This is a genomic window from Vibrio sp. 1457 (assembly GCF_033340195.1).
In the GTDB taxonomy this organism is placed as follows: Bacteria; Pseudomonadota; Gammaproteobacteria; order Enterobacterales; family Vibrionaceae; genus Vibrio; species Vibrio alginolyticus.
In genome coordinates this window covers 192,392-217,988 of the sequence record NZ_JAWOWA010000003.1, presented here as the reverse complement: position 1 = coordinate 217,988, position 25,597 = coordinate 192,392, and the positions used below count along the sequence as shown (strand labels likewise).

Genomic DNA, 25,597 nt, shown 5'->3' with positions numbered 1-25,597 from the left:
TTGAGGTATAAAAAATCGCCACCTAACAGAGTAGGTGGCGATAGAGGTTAGTTCTTTCTGCGTCTGACTCGGGTTGCTTGAGGCATTGCCTTAATCTTACGCATGATACCAGCAAGGTGGACACGATCTTTCGTCGTCAACAGCACTGTCACAGTGTATAAACGACCATCACGTTCTTCCGTTGAAAGACCATGAATGTTTGACCCTGTTTTCGAGATCACGTTGGTCAGTTCTGCAAGAGCACCTTGGTTGTTAAGCATGTCGACTTTAAGTTCAGCAATGAACTCTTTATCGTAGTCTTCAGACCAAGCGACAGCCATATAACGGTCTGGCTCTTTCTGATAACCACGAACGTTCGGACATGTTTCTCGGTGAACAACCAAACCACGACCAGGCGATACGTGAGCAATGATGTGATCATCTGGGATAGGATGACAACAATTTGCAAACGTCAGCAATAAGCCTTCTGCGCCACGAATCGGAAGCTTCTTCTTCGAGTCCGTTGGGATTGAACTTGTTGTTGTGAGCTCTTCGGTGTCACCAAGGAGACGACGTGCGATCACAATGCTCATCAACTCACCCAATCCAATAGCAGCCAATAAATCATCGATGCTTTCTAGGCGAAGATCATTCAAGACTTCTTGGATATTTTCTGGATAAATTGAATCAATCGAGTGACGGCCAAGTGCGTGATTAAGTAGGCGACGACCTAAAGTAATCGACTCTTCACGACGCATCGTTTTCAGTACTTGTCGAATCTTAGTGCGGGCACGAGAAGTCACGACATAGTTTAGCCATGCCGCATTCGGACGCGCACCAGGGGCACTGATAATTTCCACCGTCTGACCGTTTTTCAATGCCTTACTCAATGGGTAAGGGTTACGATCAACACGAGCACCAACACAAGAGTTGCCTACATCGGTATGTACGGCATAGGCAAAGTCGACAGCCGTTGCGCCTAAAGGTAATTCAACGATACGACCTTTTGGTGTGAAGACGTAAATCTCATCTGGGAAAAGATCGGATTTTACGTTTTCAATGAATTCGAATGAGTTACCCGCGCTTTGTTGTAGCTCTAACAGGCTTTGCATCCAACGCTGAGCTTTTACTTGCGCAGTGGTGCCAGACTTGTCGCCTTTGTCTTTGTAAGACCAGTGTGCCGCGACACCTTTGTCCGCCATTTGATCCATATCTTCAGTACGGATCTGAACTTCAACAGGTACGCCGTGTGGACCAACCATGGAAGTGTGTAGCGATTGGTAGCCGTTCGCCTTTGGTACCGCGATGTAATCTTTCATGCGACCAGGACGTGGCTTATACAAGCTGTGTACTTGGCCTAAAACGCGATAACAAGTATCAGCGGTATCAACAACGACTCGGAACGCATAGATATCCATGATGGTGTGAAAGCGCTGTTCTTTGGTTTTCATCTTGTTATAGATAGAGAACAGGTTTTTCTCACGACCAACGACGCGAGCATTCAAGCCGAAATCTTGCAGACGGCCTTCTATTTCGCTGTGAATGCGTTGGATCATCTCTTTACGATTACCACGTGCGGCTTTAACCACTTCTTTCAGTACGCGGTAGCGGTTGGGATATAGCGCCTCAAAGCCCAACTCTTCGAGTTCGGTTTTGATATTGTGAATACCAAGACGATGAGCGAGGGGCGCGTAAATTTCTAATGTTTCACGAGCAATACGACGCTTTTTATCTGGTCGAAGCGCGCCAAGCGTACGCATGTTGTGCGTGCGGTCAGCAAGTTTGATCAGAATGACGCGGATATCTTGCACCATGGCCAGAACCATCTTACGAAAGTTCTCAGCCTGAGCCTCTTTCCTATCGCGGAATTTGAGTTTGTCCAGTTTAGATACACCATCAACCAATTCTGCGACAGTGTTGCCGAATTTCTCTTCGAGATCTTCTTTAGTTACATCACAGTCTTCAATGACGTCATGCAGCAAAGCAGCTTGGAGGGTTTCGATATCAAGGCGCATTTCGGCCAAGATACGAGCCACTGCGACAGGGTGGATGATGTATGGTTCACCGCTAGAGCGGGTTTGCCCTTCATGGGCATCTCTCGCTACCACATAAGATTGACGCAGAGCCTCAATCTGAGGCTCTGTTAGGTATTCTTGGGCAACGTCTTTGAGGCTATCGAATAGATACAAATTATAGGCCCGGGAGGTTGTTGAATTCTAAAGTCAGAATTAACGGTTGTGAGCGATGCTGCTTACTGCCGCTAGCTCTGCCGCTTCTTGCTCTTGCTGTTCTTGACGTTCACGAGCGTCTAGAACTTCTTTAGTAATTAAACCTTCTTCGATTTCGCGTAGAGCGATAACCGTTGGCTTATCGTTCTCTTCTGGCACTAGTGCATCTTTACCGCCAGTTTGCATTTGACGAGCGCGGCGAGCCGCAATCAGTACTAGGTCGAAACGGTTGCCAACTTTTTCAACAGCGTCTTGAACAGTTACGCGTGCCATGAGGACTCCAAATAGTTAACTAAAATTTTAGAATGACGAGAAAGTATACAACCTAACTACTTTATTTACTAGCAATTAGACAAGCCACCGTTTGTGGACTTTCTCAGGTAGTTTATTGTGTTTTTCGCACTGGGCAAAAAACGGGAAATTCTTTTATGTTTTACAGCGTGACTTTTTTGAAGTTACTCTGCTAACAACGCGTCAAGCATACCTTTATATTTAGCAGCTTGCTTTTCTTCCTTCAATCTTTCAGCACGCAAGATAGCTTTAAAATCCATCAAAGCGGTATCAAAATCGTCGTTTACGATCACGTAGTCGTACTCGTTGTAATGAGAGATTTCCGACTTGGCTTCAGCCATACGCTTTGCGATCACTTCATCGCTATCTTGACCACGAGTGTTCAAGCGGCGCTCTAACTCACCGTTTGATGGTGGCAGGATGAAGATGCTTTTGGCTTCTGGCATTTGTTCACGGATTTGGCGTGCGCCTTGCCAGTCGATATCTAGAAAAACGTCGATACCTTTATTTAGTGTTTCTTCAATCCATACACGAGATGTGCCGTAATAATTACCAAACACTTCTGCGTATTCTAGGAAGTCACCTTTAGCGATCAGGGCTTCAAACTCATCTTTCGCTACAAAATGGTAGTGGACACCATTTTCTTCACCAGGTCGCATGTTGCGCGTGGTGTGAGACACAGACACTTTCATTGCGTAGGTTGGGTTGCGTTCCAACATCGCTGAGATCAAGCTAGATTTACCTGCGCCGCTAGGTGCAGATACGATATAGAGAGTACCTTTGCCCATTGTACTGTTCCACTTTTGATTGGATTGATTGAGTGCCGAAGGAAAGTTCGACATTCTTATAACGATAGCACTGGCATTGAGAAATCAACCACCAAAGGGGTGGATATTGGTGATAATCCCGCCAGAAAAATGGAGGCGAAGAGTATCATGATCTCTATTTTGTTACCAGTTGATCTTTCTGTCTGTGATCGTCTTTGATGAAATAGTTACTTACGCCAGAGTGTTCCTAAACAGCGAAGAAGGAGCGTGATACAGGACTTACCATCCGCGCACTCTGTTATTAAAACCATTTCTACAACCGTTTAGTGTGCTGATTTTAGGTTTAGAGTCCCGATTTGGCTTGCGTGAGTGACTCTGGTTAAAAATAGGGGTTAATAATGATAAGACGGAAAAAAGGGGAAGCTTTCACTTCCCCAGGCGTGCGACTGACTCACACTTAATCTTCGAATTATCCTTGAGACTCTAGGAAATTTATCCAAGGGCTAACGGTTGACCTGAATTTTGGCGATTGAGCAGCGCCTTTCATCGCCTGCAAGGCCTTTTGTGGCTGCTTAAGCTCGAAATAGGCCATCCCGCGAATGTATTCAAGTTCTGCCTTTTGCTCTTTAGAGGCACTGGATGCCGCGCTTTCTACAAAACGAGTTGCTTCAGAATATTGCTTGTCTTGTATCATTAAGCGAGCAATCTGAATTTGCGTTTTAGCAGAAGGAGCGAGGTTATATGACTTTTTATAAGCGAGAATTGATTTATCTAGCTCTTTAGCTTGCTGCCAGAAACTGGCTAGGCGGTCATAGTTTTCCTTCGTCTTTTCAATGTTTCCAGCTGCCATTTCCTTTTCAAGAGTTTTGGCTGCTTTATATGGAATACCTTGGTAAGCCAAGAAGTTTACAAAGCGTAAATATTCCTTCTCTCCTTCTAGTTTCCCCATTTTGTAAACCATTTCTAGGGTGGCTAGAGAGTTGCGCTCTTGACCTAGCTCCATGTAGACACCAGAAAGTTGCATCCAGTAACGCTTTTTCTGAGGGTACTTTGAAGTCAGAGTTTTGAGTACACTGGCAACGCTTTTCAGCTGGCCTAACTCGTAGTGAGATGCAACGAGAATTAAGTACCAAGACTCACTTGGGCTCTTGCTCATCGCGATGGCTTTTTTGGTTGGCGGGATTGCATTTTTGTAATCTTCCAACTGAACATAAGCGCTCGCTAACGTGATATAAGCATGAGCTTGAGGCTTCTCTTTGGTTGTTTCTGCAACCTTGAACCATTCCTTCATCGTTTTTACAGACAACGTATACTTTTCTTCAGCTAGGTAAAGCTGAGCCAAGCTGTAGCGAACTTGTTGAGCAACAGGAACGGGAAGTGCGTCGAGCTGTAATGCTTCGGCAAAGTATTTTGCTGCTTGCACATAATTGTCTTGTAGCGAATACAAAAAGCCAGTCTGCTGAAGTAAAACTGCTCGGTCGTATTTTTTCGAACTTGTGCTTTCTAAAGCGCTTGCTAGTTTTTCTTTCGCTGCTGAATATTTTTCAGTTGCGATCAACTCTTGCACTTTGTTAACGGTTCGAAATGTCCGATCTGATAACTGAGGAGCTTCTTTTGCCATCGTAGGAGCGGCCATTGCCACTCCTGCGAAGAGAATTAAAGAAGCCACTTTGCTTTTCCATAAACTTTTCATCGTGACTCCTTAATTGGTTGAGAACTCTATTTCTTGCGATAGGCGCGAGCTAACAGGTTTCCCGTCAACCAATTTTGGTTTAAATGTCCATTTAGAGACTGTTTTTCTTGCCGCTCGACCGAGGCCTAAGCGTCGTGGTTGCTCTTTAAGAACTTTGATGTCCTCTACGGCACCACGTGCGTTGACAGTAAACTCTAATAAGACGACCCCTTTTTCTATTCCTGCTTTCGCAGCCTTCCTAGGCATTTGAGGTTGGAATGTCGCTAGAGGTGTTGGACCTCCGCTACCCGCGAGTTGCGCACCTCCACCCTGGCTATAATGTCCAAGCACCGAACCACCTGTAACATTTACGGGTAGGTCAAGCTTTGGCATATCCATTGGGGTCTGCTCCATCACCGGTTTTACTGTCGCTGTCACTTTCATTTCTGGCGGTGGCGGCGGACGCTTAGGCGGTGGTGGTTTTGGAAGTTCGCGTTTTTTCTCCTGTATTTTTTCGTCTGGTTTAATGCGAATAAACTCGACCATACGCAGGTCATCATTCGACACTAACTCGTGGCGCTCTTTGTTTACTAGCTTGTCCATCCCCCAGAACAACCCGAGGGAGACAATGAGCGCCAGTGCAATTGAGGCCAGATACCGCATAAGCTTAATCCTTATTGGTTGCGGCAATGGAGATGCTTTCTACACCTGCCATTTTGATCTGGTCCATAACCTTCACGACTACGCCAGCATTTGCTTCAGTGTCGGCTTGGATAACAACTGCGCCATCAGGGCTTTCTGCACGAAGACGTTCAATATTCGCGCGAACCGCGTCCACTTCGATGCGGCGTTTATCAACCCAAACATCACCCGCCGCACCAACTGCGACCATGATGTTACCTTTTTTCACGGTTTGCGCAGAGCTTGCTGTCGGGCGGTTTACTTCTAGACCAGCTTCTTTTACGAACGATGTTGTTACGATAAAGAAGATCAACATGATGAATACGATGTCGAGCATCGGTGTCATATCGATAGCGGTTTCATCACTGCTATCACTGCTATAGCGTCTTTTCATGACCTATACCTCTAATTCCATTTACTCAGGCAATATGCTTTAGCTTATCTTCCAGCTTTTGCGTTGTGACTTTGGCTAAATGATCAAGACGTGAACTAAAGAACAGTCCTGATAGAGAAGCCACCATCCCGGCTAAAGTTGGGATTGTTGCCTTTGAGATCCCCGAGGCCATTGCTCGAGGGCTTCCTGTTCCTGTTACCGCTAAGATGTCGAATACTTGGATCATGCCAACAACGGTGCCGAGCAAACCCAGTAAGGGACAAAGCGCAATCAACACTTTCACGATTGGCAGGCCCTTTTTATTCTCAATGTCCTGACGAGAAACAATTTCTTGTCGGATCATCTTAGCGTTCCAGCTCTGGTGCTCTGATCGCCCCTGCCATGAGCCAACGGCTTTTTTCATGGCTTTTGGAGCGACGGCAGCAAAATAGAACCAACGTTCTAACAATACTGCCCAAAGCATAAAGCTGAGGATGAAGATGGCGACGAGTACATCGCCACCCATTCCCAAGAAGCGCCTAATTGATTCAAGTTCTCCAACTAACCACCACATAACGCCTCCTTAGCTTTCGGCTTTATGTAGTTTTTCCTGATAGCGAGCGATGAAGCCTGCACTCTGTTCTTCAAGAGTTTGAACCAAACGACGACCTTTACTGTGTACGATGGTGTACAGGAACAGTAGAGGAATTGCGACAACCAGACCAAGCATCGTAGTAACAAGTGCTTCAGAGATACCGCCAGCCATTAGCTTAGGATCACCTGTACCAAATAGTGTGATTGCTTGGAACGTACCGATCATACCCATTACCGTACCCAGTAGACCTAGAAGTGGTGCTACAGAAGCGAACAGTTTGATTGAGCTGATAAAGCGTTCAATGCTCGGTGCGTTACGTAGGATGATTTCGTCCAGTTTCGCTTCAAGATCTTCAAGGTTGTCACCTTTGTGTTCTTGGTAAGCTTGGATAACTTCACCCAGAGGGTTACCAGGAATCACGGTTTCTGATTTCGCTTGCTTACGCATTTTACCGCCAATCACTTGAAGGCGTAGGAAGCAAACTAGAGCAATGATAGCGCCAACTGCACCCATACCAAGGATGACGTAACCTACAATGCCACCTTGATCAATACGTTCTTGAACGGTAGGGCTTTGTACAAGTAGAGACAGAATTACACCACGGGATGGGTCAATAAACAGTGGCTCATAGCTGTTTGACGCTGACTCAAAGCCTGCAACATGACGTGTAATATTGGTGCGAGGTTGTCGAGAGAGTTCTTCGAACTTACCTGTTTGAGGTACATAAGTAACGTACTTACCATCGGCAATCGCGTTAAATTCACCGACAAGAGTAACATCGCGAACCGCTTCTTTACCTTCGCCATAAACAACCGTTGCTTGGGTTGTTGCTGTCTCGCCTGAGGCAACCACTTGTTGAAGAATGGTATGCCAGAATGCTTCTAGCTCTTGTGTTGATGGCAGTTCTTTGCTTTCAGCCAGTTTCGTTAGTAGAGCGTCACGCTCTGGGAACTGAACAGCGTTTTGAGAGGCTGCAAATAAGCCCTTAAACTCTCCCGCATACTGGCGGACCACACCAAACATTTCGCCCAAAGTACCAGAGCGAACACGTAGGGTTTCTGTTAGTTCAGTTAGCTGCTTATCGTTTTCATCAAATGTTGCTTTAAGTTGATCGCCCAGTGCTTGCTGCGCAGCTAACTCTTCGCGAGCTTGTTGCAATAATGCCGCTTGCTTATCGCGATTGTTCTTGAACTCAGCTTCACGGGCTTTGTTCTCTTTCGACTCAACGATGCTTTCTGATTTTACGTTTTTAAGTAGTTCAGATAAGTTTTTAGGCGCTTCTGCTTGTACGCCAGAAACCATAAATAAGCTCGCTAGTAGGCCAGCGGCTAGAGTTTTGAATCCTTTCATCTCTTATTCCTCCCCAGCATATACAGGCAATTTGATTAGCGCTGGTGGCGCTTGCTTCTTCGCGATACGAAGGCCTTGCTGTACCGCTATGCGGTAGCTTTCCGGTAATGTTTCCCATTGACGTGTTTGTTGGTTCCACATACCTGTCTCACCACCGTCTGGAGATTGGAATAAAAGCGCCGTGCGACCAATACGTAGGAAGTCGTAAGTCACGATTTCCCCATTTCTATCTAGGCTAGCTTTGTAAGATTCAATTGAGCGAGAGAAGCCTTCTTCAATTTGGTAGGCTTCCATCACTTTACGGAATTTCTCAGAAGTCGTTACGTCGGCGCGATCCATGAGACGACGCAGTTCTTGGACACGTTTATTACGTTCTTTTTTCTGGAAAGGCAGATCGAGAGTCACAAACTCATCGAGTGCATCGATCATTTTAAGTGTTAGTGGCACTACTTCTGTTGCCGTTTGATCGATCTGAGCAATTTGGTTATTTAATGAGTCCAATTCACCTTGCTGTGATTGAACCATACGGTTAATTTGCTCGTTGTAGACTTTCATGCTGTCGATTTGACGTAGTAAGCCTTTGTATTCTGCCAACATGCCTTCAGTACTTTCGGCATAATTGTCGATTTTTTGTTGTGAAGCTTCTGAAGATTGATTTGCTTTTGCTTGTGTGGAAACGACAGCACCAGAGTTGGCCGCTATAGAGCTACTACTGATAGTAAGCAATGCTGCAGCTATGGCACTGAGACCAAATTCCTTGAATTTCATGGTTGCATCCTTGTCAGTGTTTTAGTCAGTCGAAAAGGGCGCGGAAAACCCGCGCCAAATATTTTTTAGAAGTCGTATGATGCCTCGACGTATAGCTGACGTCCGATTGGATCGTCATACCCAGTTGCATAGAATGGAGAGGTATCGCTTAGAGGATCTGCAGGCGGTACTTTGTCAAACATGTTGATAGCACCAAGAGTTACACGACCACTCTCGTTGAATTGGTAAGAAGCCGTTAGGTTCCACGTTGTCATACTAGCGATTTCTGCTTTGTAACCCGCTTTTTTAGCAGAATCACAGTCATCAAAGTAGTAACGGTTTGCGTAGCTTGAACACATACGGTCGCGGTATTTACCAAATAGGTTGATAGCGACATCTTCATATGCCCAGCCAAGATTTAACGTTGCGGTGTATTCAGGCATGAAATCTCTTTCATCCGTTACAGGCTCGCTGTCGTTTTCTTGATATTCAGCAATCAAGATCTTCGTTACAGCAACACGCGTGTTAAATGAACCGAACTCATTAGTGTCGTATGCGTATTTGATCGCTAGGTCAATACCAGAACGCTCTTCATACGACTGGTTCACTGGACCATAGGATACCGACTTGATGGTGCCATCTGGGTTACGAACGACTTCAGTACCTGGGTATTTACCTGGATCGTTAATTACATCTTGGTAAGTTGGTGCAGTTACGACGTCTTCCATCTTGATGTGGTACCAGTCAACAGTTACACCAAGATCATCCACAGGCTCCCACGCTAGGCCCAAGTTAATGTTTGTACTTGTTTCTTCTTTCAGCTCAGAGTTAGGGCCATTAAGCGTATCGAAGTACTGAGTATCACACTCTGGGTACTTATCTTTATCTTGTGGGCCGCTACCACCAGCGTTGGCACAAAGCTCTGGGTCAAAGCCAGAACCAAAGCCTCGAGTTTGATCACCAAATAGTCGCTTCAAGTCTGGAGCTCGGAAGCCTAGACCGTAGCTACCACGTAGCAATAGGGTGTCAGTAGGACGGTATGCTAGGGCTACTTTAGGAGTGAATGCGCCACCAGTTGCCGAGTCGTCGAAGTAGTGGTCGTAACGACCAGCGACAGTCATTTCTAAATCTTCAATGATAGGAATAAGAGCTTCAACACCAAGACCAATCTGATCACGGTCACCGCCGCCTGATGTTCCACCTAGGCCAGAGAAACCACCAGCTGCTGTTGTAGCATCAATCGTCTCATTGTAGTCAGTACGGTTCCATTCACCATAAACAGCAAAGCCAGACATACCTGCAGGAAGTTCAACCAAATCACCAGCCAGTGAGCCGTTAACAGAGTAAAGCTTTGAGTAAGCTTCTTTGCTTGAAGTGCCGCTGTATTTGTCTACAACGTCTTGAGAGATAGGCCCCAGAAGATCGACATCACCATTTTGTACAGCTTGGTCGAGAGTTAGGAAGATTGCTGGGTTGCTTGTTTCAACGCTTTGCTCAGAGTAACCAGCGGATAGGTCCCAATCATACGTATCAGCAAGCAGGCCGTTCAAGCCTAAGGTTAAGCCAAAAGAATCGGCTTCAGTGTTACTTTCGCGTGGTCCAAATTCGACCATACGGCGAGTGTATTCGCCTTCGCCGCGGAAGTGAGTGGCATCAACTTCAACGCTGTAAGGGTTAGGTTCGAATTCAGATTCTGTAGACTTGTAGCCAAAACGGGCTTCTGCCATGGCAGTGACATTGTCGTTAATGTCCATTTCACCACGTAAAAGTAGGTCTACTTGTTTGTTTTCTGGTTTTAATGTTCGGTATGCAGAGCGGTTAACACCACACTTTCCATCCGCTCGTTCAATCGCGGCATCACCAACGACTTCTTTACATGAAGAACCAGCATCAGCTGGTGTTAGAAGTGTTCCGTTTGCGCCTTCAAAGTTTGCACCGTAGCTAGAGTAGCCACTTAGCTGAGAACGGCTAGAACCGTCATCGCCAGCCCAATCATCTCGGTCAGATTGCTTTAGCATTTCGTTGCCCGCAAATTGGCCAACGAAGAGAATACGTTTGTCGTCAAAGTTTTTGCCAGCCACAACGTCTAAACGGCCGTTTTGGTAACCACCATCCGTCGCGTCACCCGCGCGTACTTTTACAGAAACGCCATCAAAGTCTTTCTTTAAAATGAAGTTTACGACACCACCGATTGCGTCGGAGCCGTAGATAGCAGAACCTGAGTCGGTCATTACTTCAACACGCTCAATAGCGGCGACAGGGATTTGGCCTATATCTTGGAAGTTAGATGTACCATCTTGTGCTAGCGGGTATTGAGGAAGACGACGGCCATCAATAAGAATCAATGTGCGTGACGCGCCAAGGCCACGTAAGTTGACTGACTGCGCTGCTGGTGTAAACGAGAAAGAGTCTGTTTGAGCCATTACACCACCTGTGTTTTGGGTCAAACTGTTCAATACGTCTTGCGCGCTGTTAAAGCCTTTAGACTCAATGTCTTTACTATTAATAACAGTAACTGGTGAAGGACCTTCCATATCCGTCGTGGAGATACGCGAACCAGTAACTTTCATCTTTTGAAGTTTTTCAACTTGCTGCTCTTCTGCCAGTGCTGTTGCTGGGGCTGCAACTGCTGCTGTCCCCAAAGCAAGGCTTATCGCAACAGATAAAGCGGTTGTGTTTTTATACATCCTTGTTGCTCCGATTATTATTATTTCCTATGTCTGGCCGCATAGCGGCCAAATGTGACGTTAATATTTCGTTAACGTTCGGCCAATGTATAACCGAGATGAAAAAAGGAAGTCAAACCAGTGGTAAACGGGGATGCTTAAATGTAAAAAAGATGTAAATAACCAGGCTTTATTTAAAAGGCGGAATAAAAAACCGAATAATGTTTATGAATCGATATTAAATTTCAATAAAACACCGTATTTTGTGTTTCTTATAAACTTTAATGACTTATCTTGCCTATGGTTTTTTAGTGGGTAATTGAATCTGGAAAAAGATATTTTTCCAGTGAATTGTTCTGAGATGAGTTTTATATCGAATCCATACTTTGTTAGCTCGAACTTATTAGGTGGTATCAAAATATGATACCCATTGCGGTTAAAGGGCTCACTCGTATTTTTAGGTCAAATATAACCTTGGATTATGTGTCTATTTATGTGTGTAGGGTGCATTTTTATGTAGGGTTTTGGCTCTAAACAGCCTAGATTGATATTCTGTATGAATTATTTTTGTGGTTTTTTATAATTTTTTACAAAAACATTTCTGTTTTTCGACATCGAAGGAAGTTTGTCATGTTTTGGTTTCAAACACTTGAAGCTGATGTGGATTCAAGATAAATATGACGCTGAAATTATTGCAGTAGTAGAAAAGTCTAGCTCTTGAGGCGCAGGGAGTGTGCTTCAACAGTTTTAGTTACTACGAGATAAATATGCACCATTTTGGGCGGAAAATATCCTCTTTCACTCCGTTTGAACTGGACAGTAGACAAGGAGCAAGTTGTATATGCTGTCGTACTTTTTACGCCGTTTGGCGTTGGTTATCCCAACGTTTCTCGGGATAACTATTCTCATCTTTGCTATCACTCGTTTCGTGCCTGGCGGACCTGTTGAACGCATGTTGTCACAAATGCAGTCTCAGGGAGATGGCGCCGCATCAATGACGTCTGCGGGTGGTAATACGGCCCTTTCTGACGATCAAATCGCGGAGCTGAATGCGTTTTATGGCCTGGATAAACCTGTAACGGAAGCGTACGTCGAGTGGTTAAGTCGTTTGGTAATGCTAGATCTTGGCGAGTCGACGCGTTACTACGAGCCTGTCTCGGACATGATCGCAGAGCGTTTGCCAGTGTCGTTGTTTTATGGCGGCATGACCTTCTTTATTAGTTATTTTATCTCGATTCCTCTTGGTTACTATAAGGCGCTCAAGCACGGTTCTGTGTTTGATTCCGCTTCTTCAGTACTCATTTTCGTAGGCTACGCGCTACCAGGTTATGTGGTGGGTGTATTGCTGATCACGTTATTTAGTTATCACTTGGAATGGTTTCCGATGGGAGGCTTTGTCGGCGATGACTTCGACGATTACGAAACCTTCTTTGAACGCGCTAAAGACATTATGTGGCATGCGGTGTTGCCTTTGATCTGTTACCTCATTGGTGATTTTGCCACGCTGACGATGACAATGAAAAATAACCTGATGGAAAACCTTTCCTCAGATTACATCCGCACCGCAATTGCGAAAGGATTACCTTTCAAAAAAGCAGTTCGTAAGCACGCGTTGCGTAACAGCTTAATTCCGATCGCGAGTCACTTTGGTAACTCTTTGTTGTTCTTCATGACCGGTGCCTTCCTGATTGAAGTTATCTTCAATATTGATGGCATTGGCTTATTGGGTTACGAATCAATCATGGAGCGTGATTACCCTGTTGTTATGGGTATTGTCGCCATTAATGCGTTGTTACTGCTCATTGGTAACATCATTTCAGATATTTGTGTTGCTTTAGTCGACCCACGTGTGAAGTTTGGAGCGTAACATGATTAAAGTTAGTCCATTAACTCAAAAGAAAATTCGTCACTTTAAAGAGATCAAACGAGGCTATTGGTCGTTTGTTGCTCTTTCTATCATGTTGATCCTTTCTCTATTCGCCGAACTTTTGATCAACAGTAAAGCGCTAGTCGTCAAGTACGATGGTAGCTACTATTTTCCTGTTGTCAGTGACGTACGTTTAGGTAGCGAATTCGGCCAAGAGTCATCCAGTGAAGCCGATTATCGTGTACTGCAAAAAGCGTTTGAGGCTGAAGGGGGCGACAACTTTGTTATTTTGCCGCTTGTGCCGTGGAACCCATACGAACAAGATTTTAGTGGTGATTTCCCGCCAACAGCGCCTAGTGCCGAAAATAAGCATTATTTAGGTACAGATGTGATAGGTCGCGATATTTTGGCGCGACTCGTCTACGGATTCAGAACGGCGATGGGATTTGCGTTGCTTACGATGGCCATTTCCTACGCGATCGGTACTGCAGTCGGTTGTGCTATGGGTTTTTGGGGCGGTAAATTTGACTTGTTTGTACAGCGACTTATCGAAATCTGGTCAATGGTCCCGTTTTTGTACGTCATTATGATTCTTGTCTCAATCGTTCAGCCGACGTTCGCTCTCTTTGTCGCTATTAACGTGCTTTTCACTTGGATGGGGATGACATGGTACATGCGGACCATGACCTATAAAGAAGCGGCACGAGAATATGTAATGGCGGCTCGTGCTTTAGGGGCATCGACCGGACGTATCTTGTTTAATCACATCTTGCCAAATACGATGGTGATGATTGTAACCCTAGCGCCTTTCACTATTGCAGCTAACATCACAGCACTGACTGCTCTCGATTACCTAGGATTAGGCTTGATGCCACCAACGCCAAGTTGGGGTGAACTACTGCAACAAGGTAAGTCAAACTTAGATTCGCCATGGATTGTTGCGTCAGTAGTGACTTCTATTGTTCTGGTTCTGGTAATGGTGACCTTTATTGGTGAAGCCATTCGAGCGGCTTTCGACCCGAAAAAATTCACACGCTATGTTTAAGCGAGCATTGTGAGCAAAACATAAAAAGGGAAGTTTTATGAAGAAATTATTTTTAGCGTCTACGCTGAGCGCCCTGAGTTTTGGTGCAATGTCAGCAACGCTTCCGACTGACTTAAACTGGCAAACAAACTGGGATGAGCCTCAATATGGTTCGCCAGAAGCGAAACGTGGAGGGACTTATCGCACCTTTATGTCAAGTTTCCCACAGACGTTACGTAGTGTTGGTCCAGACGCTAATGCAGGGCTACGTTCTTTTATCTTAGATGAAACACCAGGCTTGGTGGTCCGCCACCCAGATACTTTAGAGTTCATCCCTGAGCTTGCTAACGAGTGGGCGTTAGCAGGTGACAACAAAACGGTCTATTTCAAACTCAACCCTGAAGCCAAATGGTCGGACGGCAAACCTGTGACTGCCGACGATTTCGTGTTCATGCTGAAGTTTTATCGTTCCAAAGATATCTTGGAACCTTGGTACAACGATTACTACAACAAAACGATTGCGGATGTTATCAAGTACGACACTCACACGTTTGCTGTTAAGGCGGCGAAAGAGTTCAATCCGGAAGAATTGCTGTTACGAATGGGGGCTCTGCGCCCACGTCCCGCACATTTTTATGCTAACCCTTCAAAAGATGAAAATGGTGACGGTATACATGACAACTTTGTCCGCTACTACAATTTTAAAAGTGAACCAACGACCAGTGCATACTACCTAGATGACATTAAAAAAGGTAAAAGTGTTACCTTCAAACATGTCGGTGAAGACTGGTGGGGTTACAGCAATAAGTATTATCAACATCGTTATAATGTCGACAAAATCCGCATCACAGTGATTCGCGACAGTGATATCGCGATGAAGCACTTTGAGAAAGGGAAGCTGGACGCATTTGGTCTTGTTTTACCAAGCTTATGGCATGATAAATCGAATACGGAACCTTACCAAAAGGGATACATTCAAAAGTTCTGGGGTTACAACCAATTCCCAGTTGGGGCTGGTGGTGTATGGATGAACACCGCGATGCCTTTGCTGGATGATTTAAACATTCGCAAGGGCATTACTTACGCGATTGACTTTGATGGCATGATAGAGAATGTCATGCGTGGCGACTACTCCCGTAAACCGAACCCGACCGGTTATGGTCATGGTAAATACACCCTACCAGATGCTAAGGCACCGAAGTTTGATCCCGCAAAAGCGGCCGAGGCATTCGAAGCCGCAGGCTTTAACAAAATTGGTTCTGATGGTATTCGTGTTAATGATAAAGGTGAGCGCTTAAGCTTCGAGCTGACCTACGGAACACCTGTTCATACTCCTCGTATTGCATTTTTGCGTGAGCAAGCCAAGCTAGCAGGGCTGGATATTGAGCTCAAGTTAGTTGATGGCTCATCCATGTTCAAATACGTACGTGAGAAAAAGCACGATTTGGCTTTCTTAGATATGGGTACGTCTGAGATCCCAACGTATTGGGAGTACTTCCATTCAGTCAATGCGAACAAGCCGCAAACTAACTCTTTCACAAACTACAGCACGCCTGAACTGGATGAAAAGATCATCGAGTATCGTTTTGGCATGGATATGGATAAAAAGATCCAGCTAGGTCATGAGATTCAGCGTGACATCATTGATGCTCACGTTATCGTCCCAGGCTACATGGTTCCTTATGTCCGCTATGGTCACTGGCGCTGGTTAAAGTTTCCAGATAAACCAATGAATCGCATGACAGAGGCGCTGTTCAGTGGTGCAATCATAGGCGATGGCACTTACTGGATTGATAGTGATATCAAAAAAGAAACGAAACAAGCGATGAAGTCAGGCAAAGCTTTTGAACCTGTTGTTGTCGTAGATGACACTTATAAGCTGTAAGGATTGGTTATGGAAAACGATGTAATCCTAAGTGTTAAAGATCTCGAAGTTGAATTTACCACCGATGATGGGCCAGTGAAGGTTCTGCATGGTGTGAACTTTGATGTGAGAGCTGGACGTACACTCGGTCTGGTAGGAGAGTCAGGTAGTGGTAAGAGCGTAACCTCAATGTCGATCATGGGGCTATTACCTAAGCCATATGGCAACATTATCAAAGGTGAAGTGAATTATCGCGGCACCAACCTAGTTGATTTGCCTGCGGAAGAGATGTACGCCATGCGTGGCGATCGCATTTCGATCATCTTCCAAGACCCGATGACGGCGCTCAACCCAGTGCACACCATTGGTCGTCAAATATGTGAAGTGCTTGAGCTCCATCGACCTGAGCTCGACAAAAAGGAGCGGGAGGCGTACTCGATTGAAATGCTGGCAAAAGTAAAAATTCCAATGCCAGAGAAGCGATTGAATGAGTATCCCCATAACCTATCTGGTGGTATGCGCCAGCGTGTCATGATCGCGATGGCATTGGCCTGTAAGCCGGATATTCTGATTTGTGATGAACCGACTACAGCGTTGGATGTTACGGTTCAGGCGTCTATCCTTGAACTGATGAACGAGCTTCAGGAAGAAACGGGCATGGCGATGATCTTCATCACTCACGATCTCGGGGTTGTGGCAGAAGTGTGTGATGATGTTGCCGTGATGTATGGCGGACGTATTGTCGAAAAAGCAGAAATTTTTGAGTTGTTTGATAACCCGCAGCACCCATACACAGAGCGTTTAATGGGATTGATGCCGAGCTTAGATAATGAGCCGAAGCAGATGATCGATATCAAGCCTATTGATGCCAGTATGTTTGCCAGTTAACTGGGCAAAGTGAACCAGTCATAAAAGAGGATGTTATGGCAAAAGAAGTATTAAGAATTGAAAATCTTAAGCAGCACTTTGTTTCTGGTAAAGGGCTGTTCAAGAAAGGCTACACCATCAAAGCGGTAGACGGGGTTTCACTGTCTGTTTCTGAAGGTGAAACACTGGGGCTAGTTGGTGAGTCAGGTTGTGGTAAAAGCACCCTTGGTCGCACGATCTTAAAGTTATACGAGCCAACAGAAGGTAAGATTTTCTTTGAAGGTAAAGACATCACTAAACTGTCTGTTAAAGAGATGCGCTCGCTGCGTAAAGACATGCAAATCGTCTTTCAAGACCCAATGGAGTCACTCAATCAGCGTCATACCATCGGTATGATTCTGGAAGAACCGTTTGTTATTCATAAAATTGGCACGCCAACAGAGCGTAAACAATGGGTAAAAGAGCTTTTAATCAAAGTGGGATTACCAGAAACGGCAGTAAACCGTTATCCACATGAATTTTCAGGCGGACAACGGCAGCGTATCGGTATTGCTCGCGCGATTGCATTGAAGCCTAAACTACTGATTTGTGATGAATCGGTATCTGCGTTAGATGTGTCGGTACAGGCGCAAATCTTGAACCTATTGCTACAACTGCAACAAGAAATGAATTTGGCGATCATATTTATCTCTCACGACCTCTCGGTGGTGAAACATGTCTCTGACAAAGTTGCCGTGATGTATTTTGGTAAAGTGGTAGAAGCAGGCAGCGCTAAAGAAATTTATGCAAACCCGCAAAACGAATACACCAAAAAACTCCTATCTGCGATTCCGATCACTCACCCTAAATATCGGAAGAAAAAGCGCGTAGCTGAAAAAAAGCAGCAAGTGGCGTAAGTGATGCCACAGGTCCTATAACACAAAAGCGCTCCGCCAAATAAGCGGAGCGTTTTTATAAGCAAATGCCAGGACTTGGAGTCGATTCGCACTGATGTTTATTCTGATTGATTGAAGATCGTTGCATGCTAAACTCAAGGCCTATTTTCTTTGTTTGGATAATGGACCATGCCGTCGAATTTACCGAAATCCTTTAGTCGACCTTTCCTGAAAATCTTCCATATTTTGGAGGCGGTGTTATTAGTCTCTATTACCTTGGCGACGTTGTACGCCATGATGCAAGAGTTTGTGCACGTATTTGTAGAGAAGCGTGTCTTACTCACAGATATTCTTTTGATGTTTATCTATCTGGAAGTGCTCGCCATGGTGCAGCAGTTCGTGATGAACGGTAAAATTCCGGTACGCTATCCTATCTACATCGCGATGATGGCGATCGCCCGCTATATCACTCTCGGAATGAAAGAGCTGGATGCAGTTTTGGTTGTGTGGTTATCTCTGGCTGCGTTTATTTTGGCTGCGGCTACTTTGCTGATCAGAATTGGACATCATTATTGGCCCTACGTTGATAACAGTACCTTGGAAAAAGACGAATAAAAGAAAGCCCCGTATTAGCGGGGCTTTTTTGTTTCAATACTCGATGACTTTTAGATCATTCAATGTTTTGGATCTGCTCATTGAGTAGCGGTATAGAACCTAACAAACTCAATGATTTACCGAAAAGAAACCGTTCAGAAATGCCTGTTTGCCCACCAAACTGCCCACCACTTGCCTATGGCTTTTACTAAATCTTAGTGGTTAGCAATGGAAAAACAGTGCCGTTTTTATGCTGCTGTTAGGGTCTAAAAATAGCAGTTTTGAAGGGCTTTATCGAGTAATTTTTTCAACACTCTACGCACTGATGGATATTATAGTGTCCAAGTTCTGTTTTATTTCGCTATAATGGATATAACTGTATCCATTTGGTCTTTGCGGATGAATTTTACCTTACTTGATGATACCGATGTAAGCCAAGCTTATGCGGCCTATTTACGTGAGTTACGCAAGCAGGCAAAGCTGTCGCGCGCTGCATTGGCTGAGCGAAGCTGCGTACCTGCGGCCACCATTAAGAAATTTGAGCTGACCGGGCAAATTTCATTTCGTCAATTGCTGTTGCTATGGCAGACACTTGATTCGCTAGATAGGCTTTATCAGCTCACGCAACTTAGCAAAGAACGCGCTGCTATGCCCACGAGTATTGATGAGGTGCTAAAAGATGAGTTTTAAACCCATTCAGAAACTCACTGTAACCCGTACGTTAAGCTCAGGTGAACAGATATCTGTTGGAGTCTTGGCGCAGAATCGGCAAGGCGTTTTTTTTCAGTATACTGACGACTATTTGCAGCAGTTTGGCAATTTATCACCGTTTACCTTGCAAGCGAATACGCTAGTTCAAGCCGCACCTAAAGCGCCGCACCAAGGTGTACATGGCGTATTTGGAGATTGTTTGCCCGATGGCTGGGGCATGTTGTTACAAGATCGTATTTTCCGGCAAAAGGGTATCCTACCTAATCAATTAACGGCGATGGATAGACTGGCCTTTGTCGGTGATAAAGGCATGGGAGCGCTGCTTTTTTCTCCGGTGTCTGAGTTTTCAGCCACCACGCACGCGGATATTGATTTAGCGACGTTAGGCTTAGAAGCACAAACGCTGTTCGATGCTTCATTGTCAGATTATATGGATGATAATCATGATGAGTTAGATGGGCATACGCAACAGGTGTTGGCCGCATTAGTCGCCGGTGGTAGTTCGGGTGGAGCAAGGCCCAAGGCGCAGATTTATATGCCTGCAGGGGAAACTCAGCATTGTCGAACCTTTGCTCAGCCTGGAGATGAGGCTTGGCTGATTAAGTTTACCTCGAAAAATCTCGCGCTCGGGCATGAAGAAGGGTTGTGTGAAGCGGTTTATTTGCAAATGGCCGAGCTTGCCAAGTGCCAACCACCAGTCTGGCAACTCATTGAAGCACCAACTACAAGCGGTGCGTCTGCCTGGTTGGCGCTTAAGCGTTTTGATTATGTCACGGAGCAGGCCCGTTTAAGCGGTAATCGCAGTTCAGGTCGCCTACATATGCACAGCGCTTGCGGGCTGCTGGATGCAGACTTTCGAACGCCAAGTTTAGATTATATTGACTTGATCAAAGCCAGCCGTCAGTTGTGTAAATCCCCCGCTGCTGGGCAGCTGCAATTTCGCCGTGCCGTTTTTAACCTGCTGTCGTCTAATCAAGACGACCACAGTAAAAACTGGGCGTTTTTGCAAGCGGATGACGGTCAATGGGATCCTGCCCCTTTTTACGATGTTACCTACAGCCCGCATCCATTCAACGAACACGCCACTGCTTTCGGCGGTTATGGCAAAGCGCCACCGCTTAAGGTGATGCAAAAACTTGCTACTAGTGCTGGCTTTGCGAATTGGCATGATGCAAAGCAAGTTATTGAAGAAGTCGCAGAAGCCATCAGCCAATTTACGTATCTTGCCAAGCAACAAGGGATCAGTAAAACAACAGTGTCTGCGATTGCTAAGACATTGGCTCAGCGCAAACAGGAAAATGCAGCGCTTTTTCAATGACAGTAAAACACACTTTTCAATTCACAAAAAATAGATAGCAAGGTCATCGTGAGCGAATATCAATACTATAAATTTGAGCGTCTGGATGGGTATTTAGATGCTAAAGCACGTCAAGCACTCAGAGCCATTTCAAGCCGTGCCGAGATCAGCGCTACGTCCTTTCAGGTGTATTACACCTACAGTGATCTAAAGGCAGAGCCTTTTAATCTGATGTTAAAATACTTTGATATCGGTTTTTACTATGCCGATTGGGGCTCAATCGATGCCTACATCAAGCTACCAGCAGGAACGCTCCCTGAAGCGTTACTTGGCTTTTCAAGTGATGGGCTTCATGTTCACGAAAACGATGAGTGGCAGTTGCTGATATTTTCCCTTGAGGAGTATTACGAGTATTTTGACGATGAAGATGCTGACGACTTTTTCCAGCATTTAGCTGCTTTACGCAGCGGTTTAATGCAAGGGGATTGGCGCCTTGTGTACTTCATGTGGCTAAAAGCGTTTGATTTTAATGATGACGTTGAGCGAATGCCGTTGATTCAATTCGATTTTGAGCACCTCAGTGAAGAGTTGCAGGCCTTTGCAGCGCTGTATGAGATTTCCTTAGCCTTAGTTAAGGCGCTCGCCATGGTGCTGACCGAACAACCCAGTCATCAAGCCAAACAAACCCAGTTTCAGTTTGACAAGTGGCTAAACAACCTCTCGGAAGCCGAGAAAGACACGCTATTACGCGCGCTGTTTGAGCAAGGCCAGTTAACCCGTCACCAAGCCTTAGCGCTGACGCGAAAAGAACCAGGCAACACAGACGAGATCTATCAATATTGGTTAACACCCGCCGTCATTTCTCCTTTCATTGAGCAAGCGCAAAGTCTGTTACAGCAAGAGCAAGCCGCAGCACTCGCAAAAAAATTAGCCATCGAAAAAGCGGAAAAAGAAAAAGCGTTGACGGATATCTACAATCAGCGTGAGCACTACTGGCAGCAATCACAAGAGCAAGCGGATCGCACTTGTGCGAGTGGTTATGATGCGGCATCACGCAATTTGCATCAGCTGTGTGAGGCCTATCAGTTCAAAGCTGATGAAGCGGCGTTTGAACAACGTTTTAAGCGCTTTGTTGTGGCGAATAATAGCCGTAAAGCGCTGTTAAATCGCTTGAGTGATTTCCTTTAAACGATGAGGCAAGAGGCTGGCCAAATGACGTTAGCAAAAAACTGATTGAGGGTTAATTGAAGGTTGTAAGCCCGCCAAAAGGTCTACAAATTGTTACCTATGAAGTCACTTTGTGTAGACCTCGGGGTCTAAGCAACGCGCTTTTACCATCTCTGTGGTAAATACTGCGTGAAATACAAAGGCATCACGATATTGGTTTGCTCTAATGCGGATGAGCCTTGTGTACCCGTTAACTTAAAGGTTTTACTTGGAGTACATTTTTCAACGTAGGATGCCAACGATTTTGCTCTTGTACGTTTACCACTTTTGACCTCCACAGGGACGATATCGCCTTCATCGGTCGCCAAAATAAATTCGATTTCGGCGCGGGCGTCATTCCATGAATAGCTTGGGTCAACGCCAATGGCAGTGAGCTCTTGTTGCACAAAGTTTTCAGCCACATAACCTTTGTATTCATAGTTTTGTTGCTTAATTTCTTTATAACTGCTGCCGAGCATATGATTAAGCAGGCCCACATCAAACAGAAACAGTTTCACCATATTTTCTTTTTTATAGGCCGCTAACGGAGATTTCGGCAATCCTTCAATAGGGTAGTTTGGCAAAGCTAAGCGGCAGCAGTTAAGCCAATGGATCGCGGTTTCAAAATCGCTATAACGAGATTTACGCTCATGCACATGCTTAAATTTAAAGCGTTTAACCGACTCATCGCTGACAAGTGATAGCTGGGCTGGAATGCTATTAAATACCGATTCAATCAGTGTGGCGTCGACCTTGCCCGCGTACTTACCAAAATCGCGGCGATAACCTTCAACTAAATCGGCATGAATTTTTGTGACTTTTTCAACACGCTCTAGAATGCTTGAATCCTTAAACTGATACCAAGCAGAAACGGCTTCCGGCATACCACCGGTAAAAAAATAGTCGGTTAGTTTATCCATCAATTTAGTGTGCACCGCCGGTGTGCTTGCTTGACTATCAAATGCTTTGATCAGTGCTTGCTCGTTGGATGCGTAAATAAATTCTTGGAAGGTCAGTGGTCGTAAATCGTATTGTTCTACCTTGCCCACAGGGAAGGTGTTGAGCAAACCAATATTTGAACCGCTGGCTGCGACAAAATAGGACGGTGCTTTTTCGGCAAAATACTTCAGCGAAGTTACGGCTCGTTCACATTCGCCAATTTCATCTAATATCAGCAAGTCGGTGTCTGGATTGAACGCTTGGTTGGTTAACAACTCAATGTTCATTACTAGCTCGTCAGGTGACAACGAGCCATCGAACGCTTCTTTGTAAGCTGGGTTTTCAAGGAAGTCGATACGAAGGATGTTGGCAAAGGTATTCCCAAACAACTCTTGCAGTAGATAGGTTTTACCTGTTTGTCTTGCGCCATCGATCAATAATGGCTTGCGCACAGGTTGACTTTTCCATGCTATTAGGGCGTTGAGTAAGTTGCGCTGCATTGTCATTTCCCGCCAATTAAGACTGTTAACTGCCTGTAGTATAACTCATTCTACACTTTTACGCGCATAAAAGTGTGATATTTTACATTTTTATGCGCGTAAAAGTGTTATGGTGTTCTAATTGAGCAAGACTATCCCTTTTTGAGAAAGCTTTTGGCACTCATCCCTTGGGCTTTTGGGGCAGTTTGGGCAAAGCCTTAATTCACGCTATTTAGCAACACGCCAACCCTGCCCACAGGGTATTTATCACCTGGGGCATTATGTAAATTCTGGGGCAGGTAGCTACCTGCACCCTCAGAAAGCTGCACGATCTGGGCATTTATCTACCTACTGCGTCCGTTTAGTACTGGCAAACTCCTAACTGAACTTAACAGATCAGTGAGGAAGCAAACGATGAACCCAACGACACAATCATCCACCACATCAACACACCCAGCGCGTCAGCAGCGGATTTTGCGCTTGCCCGAGGTAAAGGCCAAAACCGGCTTTGGCCGCAGCACCATTTATGCCTTGATGGCCCACGGTGAATTTCCGCGATCTATTCGCATTGGCGCGCGTGCAGTGGGCTGGTTAGAAAGCGATATCGACCAGTGGATTGAAACCCGCCGTATCGGTGCTGCTTATGGCCGTGGATAAACCATCAGCATCAACCCCGTTACTTGCCAATGAGATGCATAACAACGCTCCAACATTACCGGCTGGTTTTGCCTATAACGCGCAAAACTGGCTGGTGATGCAACCAGCAGGGCAAGATAGCCCAGTTAAAATCTGCTCTTGGCTGCAAGTGGCCGCCCGTACTCGCGATCCGCAAGGGGACAACTACGGCTATTTATTGCACTGGTTAGACGATGACAATCGCCATCGCTACTGGGCCATGCCCGCAGAACTATTGGCCGGAGACGGCAGCGAGTACCGTCGAATCCTACTCAGCCGAGGCATGCGGCTAAGTAACAGTATCAAAGCGCGGCAGTTGCTCTCCCTGTTTATTCAACAAATGGGTGAACTGGCCACGCAAAAGGCCATTAGCGTGAACTGCATTGGCTGGCATCACCACGCTTATGTGCATCCGCGCTTCACCTTTTACCCAAGCGAACACAGCAACAACCCGCGCATGGTGCTGCAAACCATGCATCCGATAGAAGGCTTTATTCAACAAGGTAGTAGCGATAGTTGGCGGCAGCACGTTGGCCGTTATTGTCTGGATAACCCGCTATTAATCATTGGTGTCTGCGCTGCGCTGGCCGCGCCTTTGTTGTACTTGTGTGGGGTGGATGGTTTTGGTTTACACCTCTACGGTGCCAGCAGTACCGGTAAAACCGCGGCGTTGTATCCGGCATTATCGGTTTGGGGAGAGCCTAATCAGCTACGTCACAGTTGGCGTGCCACGGCCAACGGTTTAGAAGGCACAGCGCTTGCGCATAACGATGCCTTACTGGCGCTTGATGAAATGGGCGAAGTTGACCCCAAGGAGGCGGGCGATGTCGCTTATATGCTTGCCAATGGCCAAGGTAAAACCCGTGCAGGCAAATACGGTGAAATGCGCTTACCCGCTCGTTGGCGCTTGGTGTTTTTATCTACTGGCGAAGTGACGCTTGAAAGCCACCTTGCCAGTATTGGCAAGCGTGTAAAAGCAGGGCAGCAAGTGCGCGTGATTGATCTCAGTGCCGATGCCGGCGCGCAAATGGGCGTGTTCAACCATAGTCATGGCATGAACGCCGCCGATTTAGCCGACCACCTAAAACAACAAAGTCGCCAATATTACGGTAGCTTGGCCTTGGACTGGTTACGGTATTTAACGCAGCACAGCGCGCAGGTGCGCCCCGTTTTTCAAAATGTACGCCAACGCTTTTTAGCCAGCCTGCCTCCCGAGGCAGACGGCCAAGTGCGTCGAGTTGCCGAAAAATTTGCCTTACTGGCCAGTGCAGGCCTGTTAGCCATTCAAGCCAAAGTACTTGATTGGCCAGCTCAAAGTGTCGAAGCCGCCTGTTTAAGCCAGCTTAACCAATGGATACTTGCTCGCGGTGGTGTGGCCGCCAATGAAGACCAACAAGCTATTCGTCAGGTACGCAGTTTTATTGAACAGCATGGCGAAAGCCGTTTTACGCCCAAGCAAACCGGTTACAGCAGCCAAGTACGCCAGCGTGCGGGTTGGCTTGATACTACTGGCCCACAAACTCTCTACCTGTTTTACCCAACCGGCTGGCGTGAAGCCACCGAAGGCCTCAGCCCAGATCGCGCCGCCAAAGCACTGATGGCCGCAGGCTACCTAATCCCCGATGGCAACCGACCACAGCGCAAAGTCAGCCTGCCCGACAACACCCGCCCACGTATGTACTGCGTTAAAGGCAGTATTTTGGATGACTAACGAGGCGATAAATCCTGTGTAGGCTTGTCGCCTTGCAGTGCACCGACAGTCGACATAAGGGCTGGGCGAGGATTAAAGGCTAAGGCGGACAAGACTGCTAGTGCACTGGTTGTGTATTTAGCTATTCGATATAGCGTAT

General features: G+C 45.9%; 22 protein-coding genes. 11 read left to right on the top strand and 11 right to left on the bottom strand.

Annotated features, from left to right (window positions below):
- Window positions 1–47: 47 nt before the first annotated feature.
- The 10 genes from spoT to R7Z41_RS04620 all read right to left on the bottom strand — a co-directional run bounded on the left by spoT (window position 48) and on the right by R7Z41_RS04620 (window position 11,370).
- On the bottom strand, window positions 48–2,168 hold the full coding sequence (gene spoT / locus R7Z41_RS04665) for a bifunctional GTP diphosphokinase/guanosine-3',5'-bis pyrophosphate 3'-pyrophosphohydrolase (RefSeq protein WP_005379340.1): 2,121 nt from the start codon (window positions 2,166–2,168) through the stop codon (window positions 48–50).
- A gap of 39 nt (window positions 2,169–2,207) precedes the next feature.
- A complete protein-coding gene (gene rpoZ / locus R7Z41_RS04660) occupies window positions 2,208–2,480 on the bottom strand; it encodes a DNA-directed RNA polymerase subunit omega (protein WP_005379346.1) in 273 nt (90 codons plus the stop codon).
- Between the two features lie 182 nt (window positions 2,481–2,662).
- Window positions 2,663–3,286 (bottom strand): guanylate kinase, encoded by a 624-nt coding sequence (gene gmk / locus R7Z41_RS04655; protein ID WP_005379347.1) that lies wholly within the window; start codon window positions 3,284–3,286, stop codon window positions 2,663–2,665.
- A gap of 448 nt (window positions 3,287–3,734) precedes the next feature.
- Entirely contained in the window at window positions 3,735–4,958 is a 1,224-nt protein-coding gene (locus R7Z41_RS04650; RefSeq protein ID WP_005379348.1) for a tetratricopeptide repeat protein, read from the bottom strand.
- A gap of 9 nt (window positions 4,959–4,967) precedes the next feature.
- Window positions 4,968–5,600, bottom strand: coding sequence for an energy transducer TonB (locus R7Z41_RS04645; protein WP_005379353.1), 633 nt, complete (start codon window positions 5,598–5,600; stop codon window positions 4,968–4,970).
- A 4-nt stretch (window positions 5,601–5,604) separates the two neighbouring features.
- Complete coding sequence (locus R7Z41_RS04640; protein WP_005379359.1) at window positions 5,605–6,012, bottom strand: ExbD/TolR family protein; 408 nt, start codon at window positions 6,010–6,012, stop codon at window positions 5,605–5,607.
- 25 nt (window positions 6,013–6,037) lie between these two features.
- On the bottom strand, window positions 6,038–6,565 hold the full coding sequence (locus R7Z41_RS04635; RefSeq protein ID WP_005379363.1) for a MotA/TolQ/ExbB proton channel family protein: 528 nt from the start codon (window positions 6,563–6,565) through the stop codon (window positions 6,038–6,040).
- 9 nt (window positions 6,566–6,574) lie between these two features.
- Window positions 6,575–7,936, bottom strand: coding sequence for a MotA/TolQ/ExbB proton channel family protein (locus R7Z41_RS04630; RefSeq protein WP_065275018.1), 1,362 nt, complete (start codon window positions 7,934–7,936; stop codon window positions 6,575–6,577).
- A gap of 3 nt (window positions 7,937–7,939) precedes the next feature.
- Complete coding sequence (locus tag R7Z41_RS04625) at window positions 7,940–8,704, bottom strand: DUF3450 domain-containing protein (RefSeq protein ID WP_065275019.1); 765 nt, start codon at window positions 8,702–8,704, stop codon at window positions 7,940–7,942.
- A 65-nt stretch (window positions 8,705–8,769) separates the two neighbouring features.
- The gene (locus R7Z41_RS04620; RefSeq protein WP_033905922.1) at window positions 8,770–11,370 is read right to left on the bottom strand and encodes a TonB-dependent receptor plug domain-containing protein; all 2,601 of its coding nucleotides are present in this window, start codon (window positions 11,368–11,370) and stop codon (window positions 8,770–8,772) included.
- 820 nt (window positions 11,371–12,190) lie between these two features.
- Between R7Z41_RS04620 and R7Z41_RS04615 the strand changes: the two genes are divergently transcribed.
- The 9 genes from R7Z41_RS04615 (at window position 12,191) to R7Z41_RS04575 (ending at window position 21,636) form a co-directional block, all read left to right on the top strand.
- Entirely contained in the window at window positions 12,191–13,216 is a 1,026-nt protein-coding gene (locus R7Z41_RS04615) for an ABC transporter permease subunit (RefSeq protein WP_005384771.1), read from the top strand.
- Window position 13,217: 1 nt separating this feature from the next.
- Window positions 13,218–14,261: an ABC transporter permease gene (locus R7Z41_RS04610; protein ID WP_005379369.1), complete on the top strand. Its 1,044-nt coding sequence runs from the start codon at window positions 13,218–13,220 to the stop codon at window positions 14,259–14,261.
- A 37-nt stretch (window positions 14,262–14,298) separates the two neighbouring features.
- On the top strand, window positions 14,299–16,125 hold the full coding sequence (locus tag R7Z41_RS04605; protein WP_017634997.1) for an extracellular solute-binding protein: 1,827 nt from the start codon (window positions 14,299–14,301) through the stop codon (window positions 16,123–16,125).
- A gap of 9 nt (window positions 16,126–16,134) precedes the next feature.
- A complete protein-coding gene (locus R7Z41_RS04600) occupies window positions 16,135–16,992 on the top strand; it encodes an ABC transporter ATP-binding protein (RefSeq protein ID WP_005379371.1) in 858 nt (285 codons plus the stop codon).
- A gap of 35 nt (window positions 16,993–17,027) precedes the next feature.
- A complete protein-coding gene (locus R7Z41_RS04595; RefSeq protein ID WP_005379372.1) occupies window positions 17,028–17,867 on the top strand; it encodes an ABC transporter ATP-binding protein in 840 nt (279 codons plus the stop codon).
- Window positions 17,868–18,035: 168 nt separating this feature from the next.
- The gene (locus tag R7Z41_RS04590) at window positions 18,036–18,461 is read left to right on the top strand and encodes a phosphate-starvation-inducible protein PsiE (RefSeq protein ID WP_025768316.1); all 426 of its coding nucleotides are present in this window, start codon (window positions 18,036–18,038) and stop codon (window positions 18,459–18,461) included.
- A 378-nt stretch (window positions 18,462–18,839) separates the two neighbouring features.
- A complete protein-coding gene (locus R7Z41_RS04585) occupies window positions 18,840–19,130 on the top strand; it encodes a helix-turn-helix transcriptional regulator (protein WP_318136314.1) in 291 nt (96 codons plus the stop codon).
- Entirely contained in the window at window positions 19,120–20,469 is a 1,350-nt protein-coding gene (locus tag R7Z41_RS04580; protein WP_318136315.1) for a type II toxin-antitoxin system HipA family toxin, read from the top strand. The genes R7Z41_RS04585 and R7Z41_RS04580 overlap by 11 nt, the downstream gene beginning before the upstream one ends.
- Before the next feature lie 48 nt (window positions 20,470–20,517).
- Window positions 20,518–21,636, top strand: a complete 1,119-nt coding sequence (locus tag R7Z41_RS04575; protein WP_318136316.1) for a hypothetical protein — start codon at window positions 20,518–20,520, stop codon at window positions 21,634–21,636.
- 143 nt (window positions 21,637–21,779) lie between these two features.
- Here R7Z41_RS04575 and R7Z41_RS04570 read toward each other — a convergent pair whose 3' ends face one another.
- Window positions 21,780–23,093, bottom strand: a complete 1,314-nt coding sequence (locus tag R7Z41_RS04570) for an ATP-binding protein (protein WP_318136317.1) — start codon at window positions 23,091–23,093, stop codon at window positions 21,780–21,782.
- A gap of 393 nt (window positions 23,094–23,486) precedes the next feature.
- Between R7Z41_RS04570 and R7Z41_RS04565 the strand changes: the two genes are divergently transcribed.
- Together R7Z41_RS04565 and R7Z41_RS04560 are read left to right on the top strand one after the other, a co-directional pair.
- On the top strand, window positions 23,487–23,729 hold the full coding sequence (locus R7Z41_RS04565) for an AlpA family transcriptional regulator (protein ID WP_318136318.1): 243 nt from the start codon (window positions 23,487–23,489) through the stop codon (window positions 23,727–23,729).
- Window positions 23,716–25,458 carry a DUF927 domain-containing protein gene (locus tag R7Z41_RS04560; protein WP_318136319.1) on the top strand — a complete coding sequence of 581 codons (1,743 nt, stop codon included), beginning with the start codon at window positions 23,716–23,718 and terminating at the stop codon, window positions 25,456–25,458. The genes R7Z41_RS04565 and R7Z41_RS04560 overlap by 14 nt, the downstream gene beginning before the upstream one ends.
- Window positions 25,459–25,597: the final 139 nt, after the last annotated feature.

Excerpts from the sequence above, each read along its gene's own strand:
- R7Z41_RS04625 (WP_065275019.1), bottom strand. The coding sequence starts at position 8,704 with ATGAAATTCAAGGAATTTGGTCTCAGTGCCATAGCTGCAGCATTGCTT.
- R7Z41_RS04590 (WP_025768316.1), top strand. The coding sequence starts at position 18,036 with ATGCCGTCGAATTTACCGAAATCCTTTAGTCGACCTTTCCTGAAAATC.
- R7Z41_RS04645 (WP_005379353.1), bottom strand. The coding sequence starts at position 5,600 with ATGCGGTATCTGGCCTCAATTGCACTGGCGCTCATTGTCTCCCTCGGG.
- R7Z41_RS04635 (WP_005379363.1), bottom strand. The coding sequence starts at position 6,565 with ATGTGGTGGTTAGTTGGAGAACTTGAATCAATTAGGCGCTTCTTGGGA.
- R7Z41_RS04585 (WP_318136314.1), top strand. The coding sequence starts at position 18,840 with ATGAATTTTACCTTACTTGATGATACCGATGTAAGCCAAGCTTATGCG.
- rpoZ (WP_005379346.1), bottom strand. The coding sequence starts at position 2,480 with ATGGCACGCGTAACTGTTCAAGACGCTGTTGAAAAAGTTGGCAACCGT.
- R7Z41_RS04650 (WP_005379348.1), bottom strand. The coding sequence starts at position 4,958 with ATGAAAAGTTTATGGAAAAGCAAAGTGGCTTCTTTAATTCTCTTCGCA.
- R7Z41_RS04630 (WP_065275018.1), bottom strand. The coding sequence starts at position 7,936 with ATGAAAGGATTCAAAACTCTAGCCGCTGGCCTACTAGCGAGCTTATTT.
- R7Z41_RS04600 (WP_005379371.1), top strand. The coding sequence starts at position 16,135 with ATGGAAAACGATGTAATCCTAAGTGTTAAAGATCTCGAAGTTGAATTT.
- R7Z41_RS04615 (WP_005384771.1), top strand. The coding sequence starts at position 12,191 with ATGCTGTCGTACTTTTTACGCCGTTTGGCGTTGGTTATCCCAACGTTT.
- R7Z41_RS04640 (WP_005379359.1), bottom strand. The coding sequence starts at position 6,012 with ATGAAAAGACGCTATAGCAGTGATAGCAGTGATGAAACCGCTATCGAT.
- R7Z41_RS04565 (WP_318136318.1), top strand. The coding sequence starts at position 23,487 with ATGAACCCAACGACACAATCATCCACCACATCAACACACCCAGCGCGT.
- gmk (WP_005379347.1), bottom strand. The coding sequence starts at position 3,286 with ATGGGCAAAGGTACTCTCTATATCGTATCTGCACCTAGCGGCGCAGGT.
- R7Z41_RS04570 (WP_318136317.1), bottom strand. The coding sequence starts at position 23,093 with ATGCAGCGCAACTTACTCAACGCCCTAATAGCATGGAAAAGTCAACCT.
- R7Z41_RS04580 (WP_318136315.1), top strand. The coding sequence starts at position 19,120 with ATGAGTTTTAAACCCATTCAGAAACTCACTGTAACCCGTACGTTAAGC.
- R7Z41_RS04605 (WP_017634997.1), top strand. The coding sequence starts at position 14,299 with ATGAAGAAATTATTTTTAGCGTCTACGCTGAGCGCCCTGAGTTTTGGT.
- R7Z41_RS04595 (WP_005379372.1), top strand. The coding sequence starts at position 17,028 with ATGGCAAAAGAAGTATTAAGAATTGAAAATCTTAAGCAGCACTTTGTT.
- R7Z41_RS04610 (WP_005379369.1), top strand. The coding sequence starts at position 13,218 with ATGATTAAAGTTAGTCCATTAACTCAAAAGAAAATTCGTCACTTTAAA.
- R7Z41_RS04620 (WP_033905922.1), bottom strand. The coding sequence starts at position 11,370 with ATGTATAAAAACACAACCGCTTTATCTGTTGCGATAAGCCTTGCTTTG.
- R7Z41_RS04560 (WP_318136319.1), top strand. The coding sequence starts at position 23,716 with ATGGCCGTGGATAAACCATCAGCATCAACCCCGTTACTTGCCAATGAG.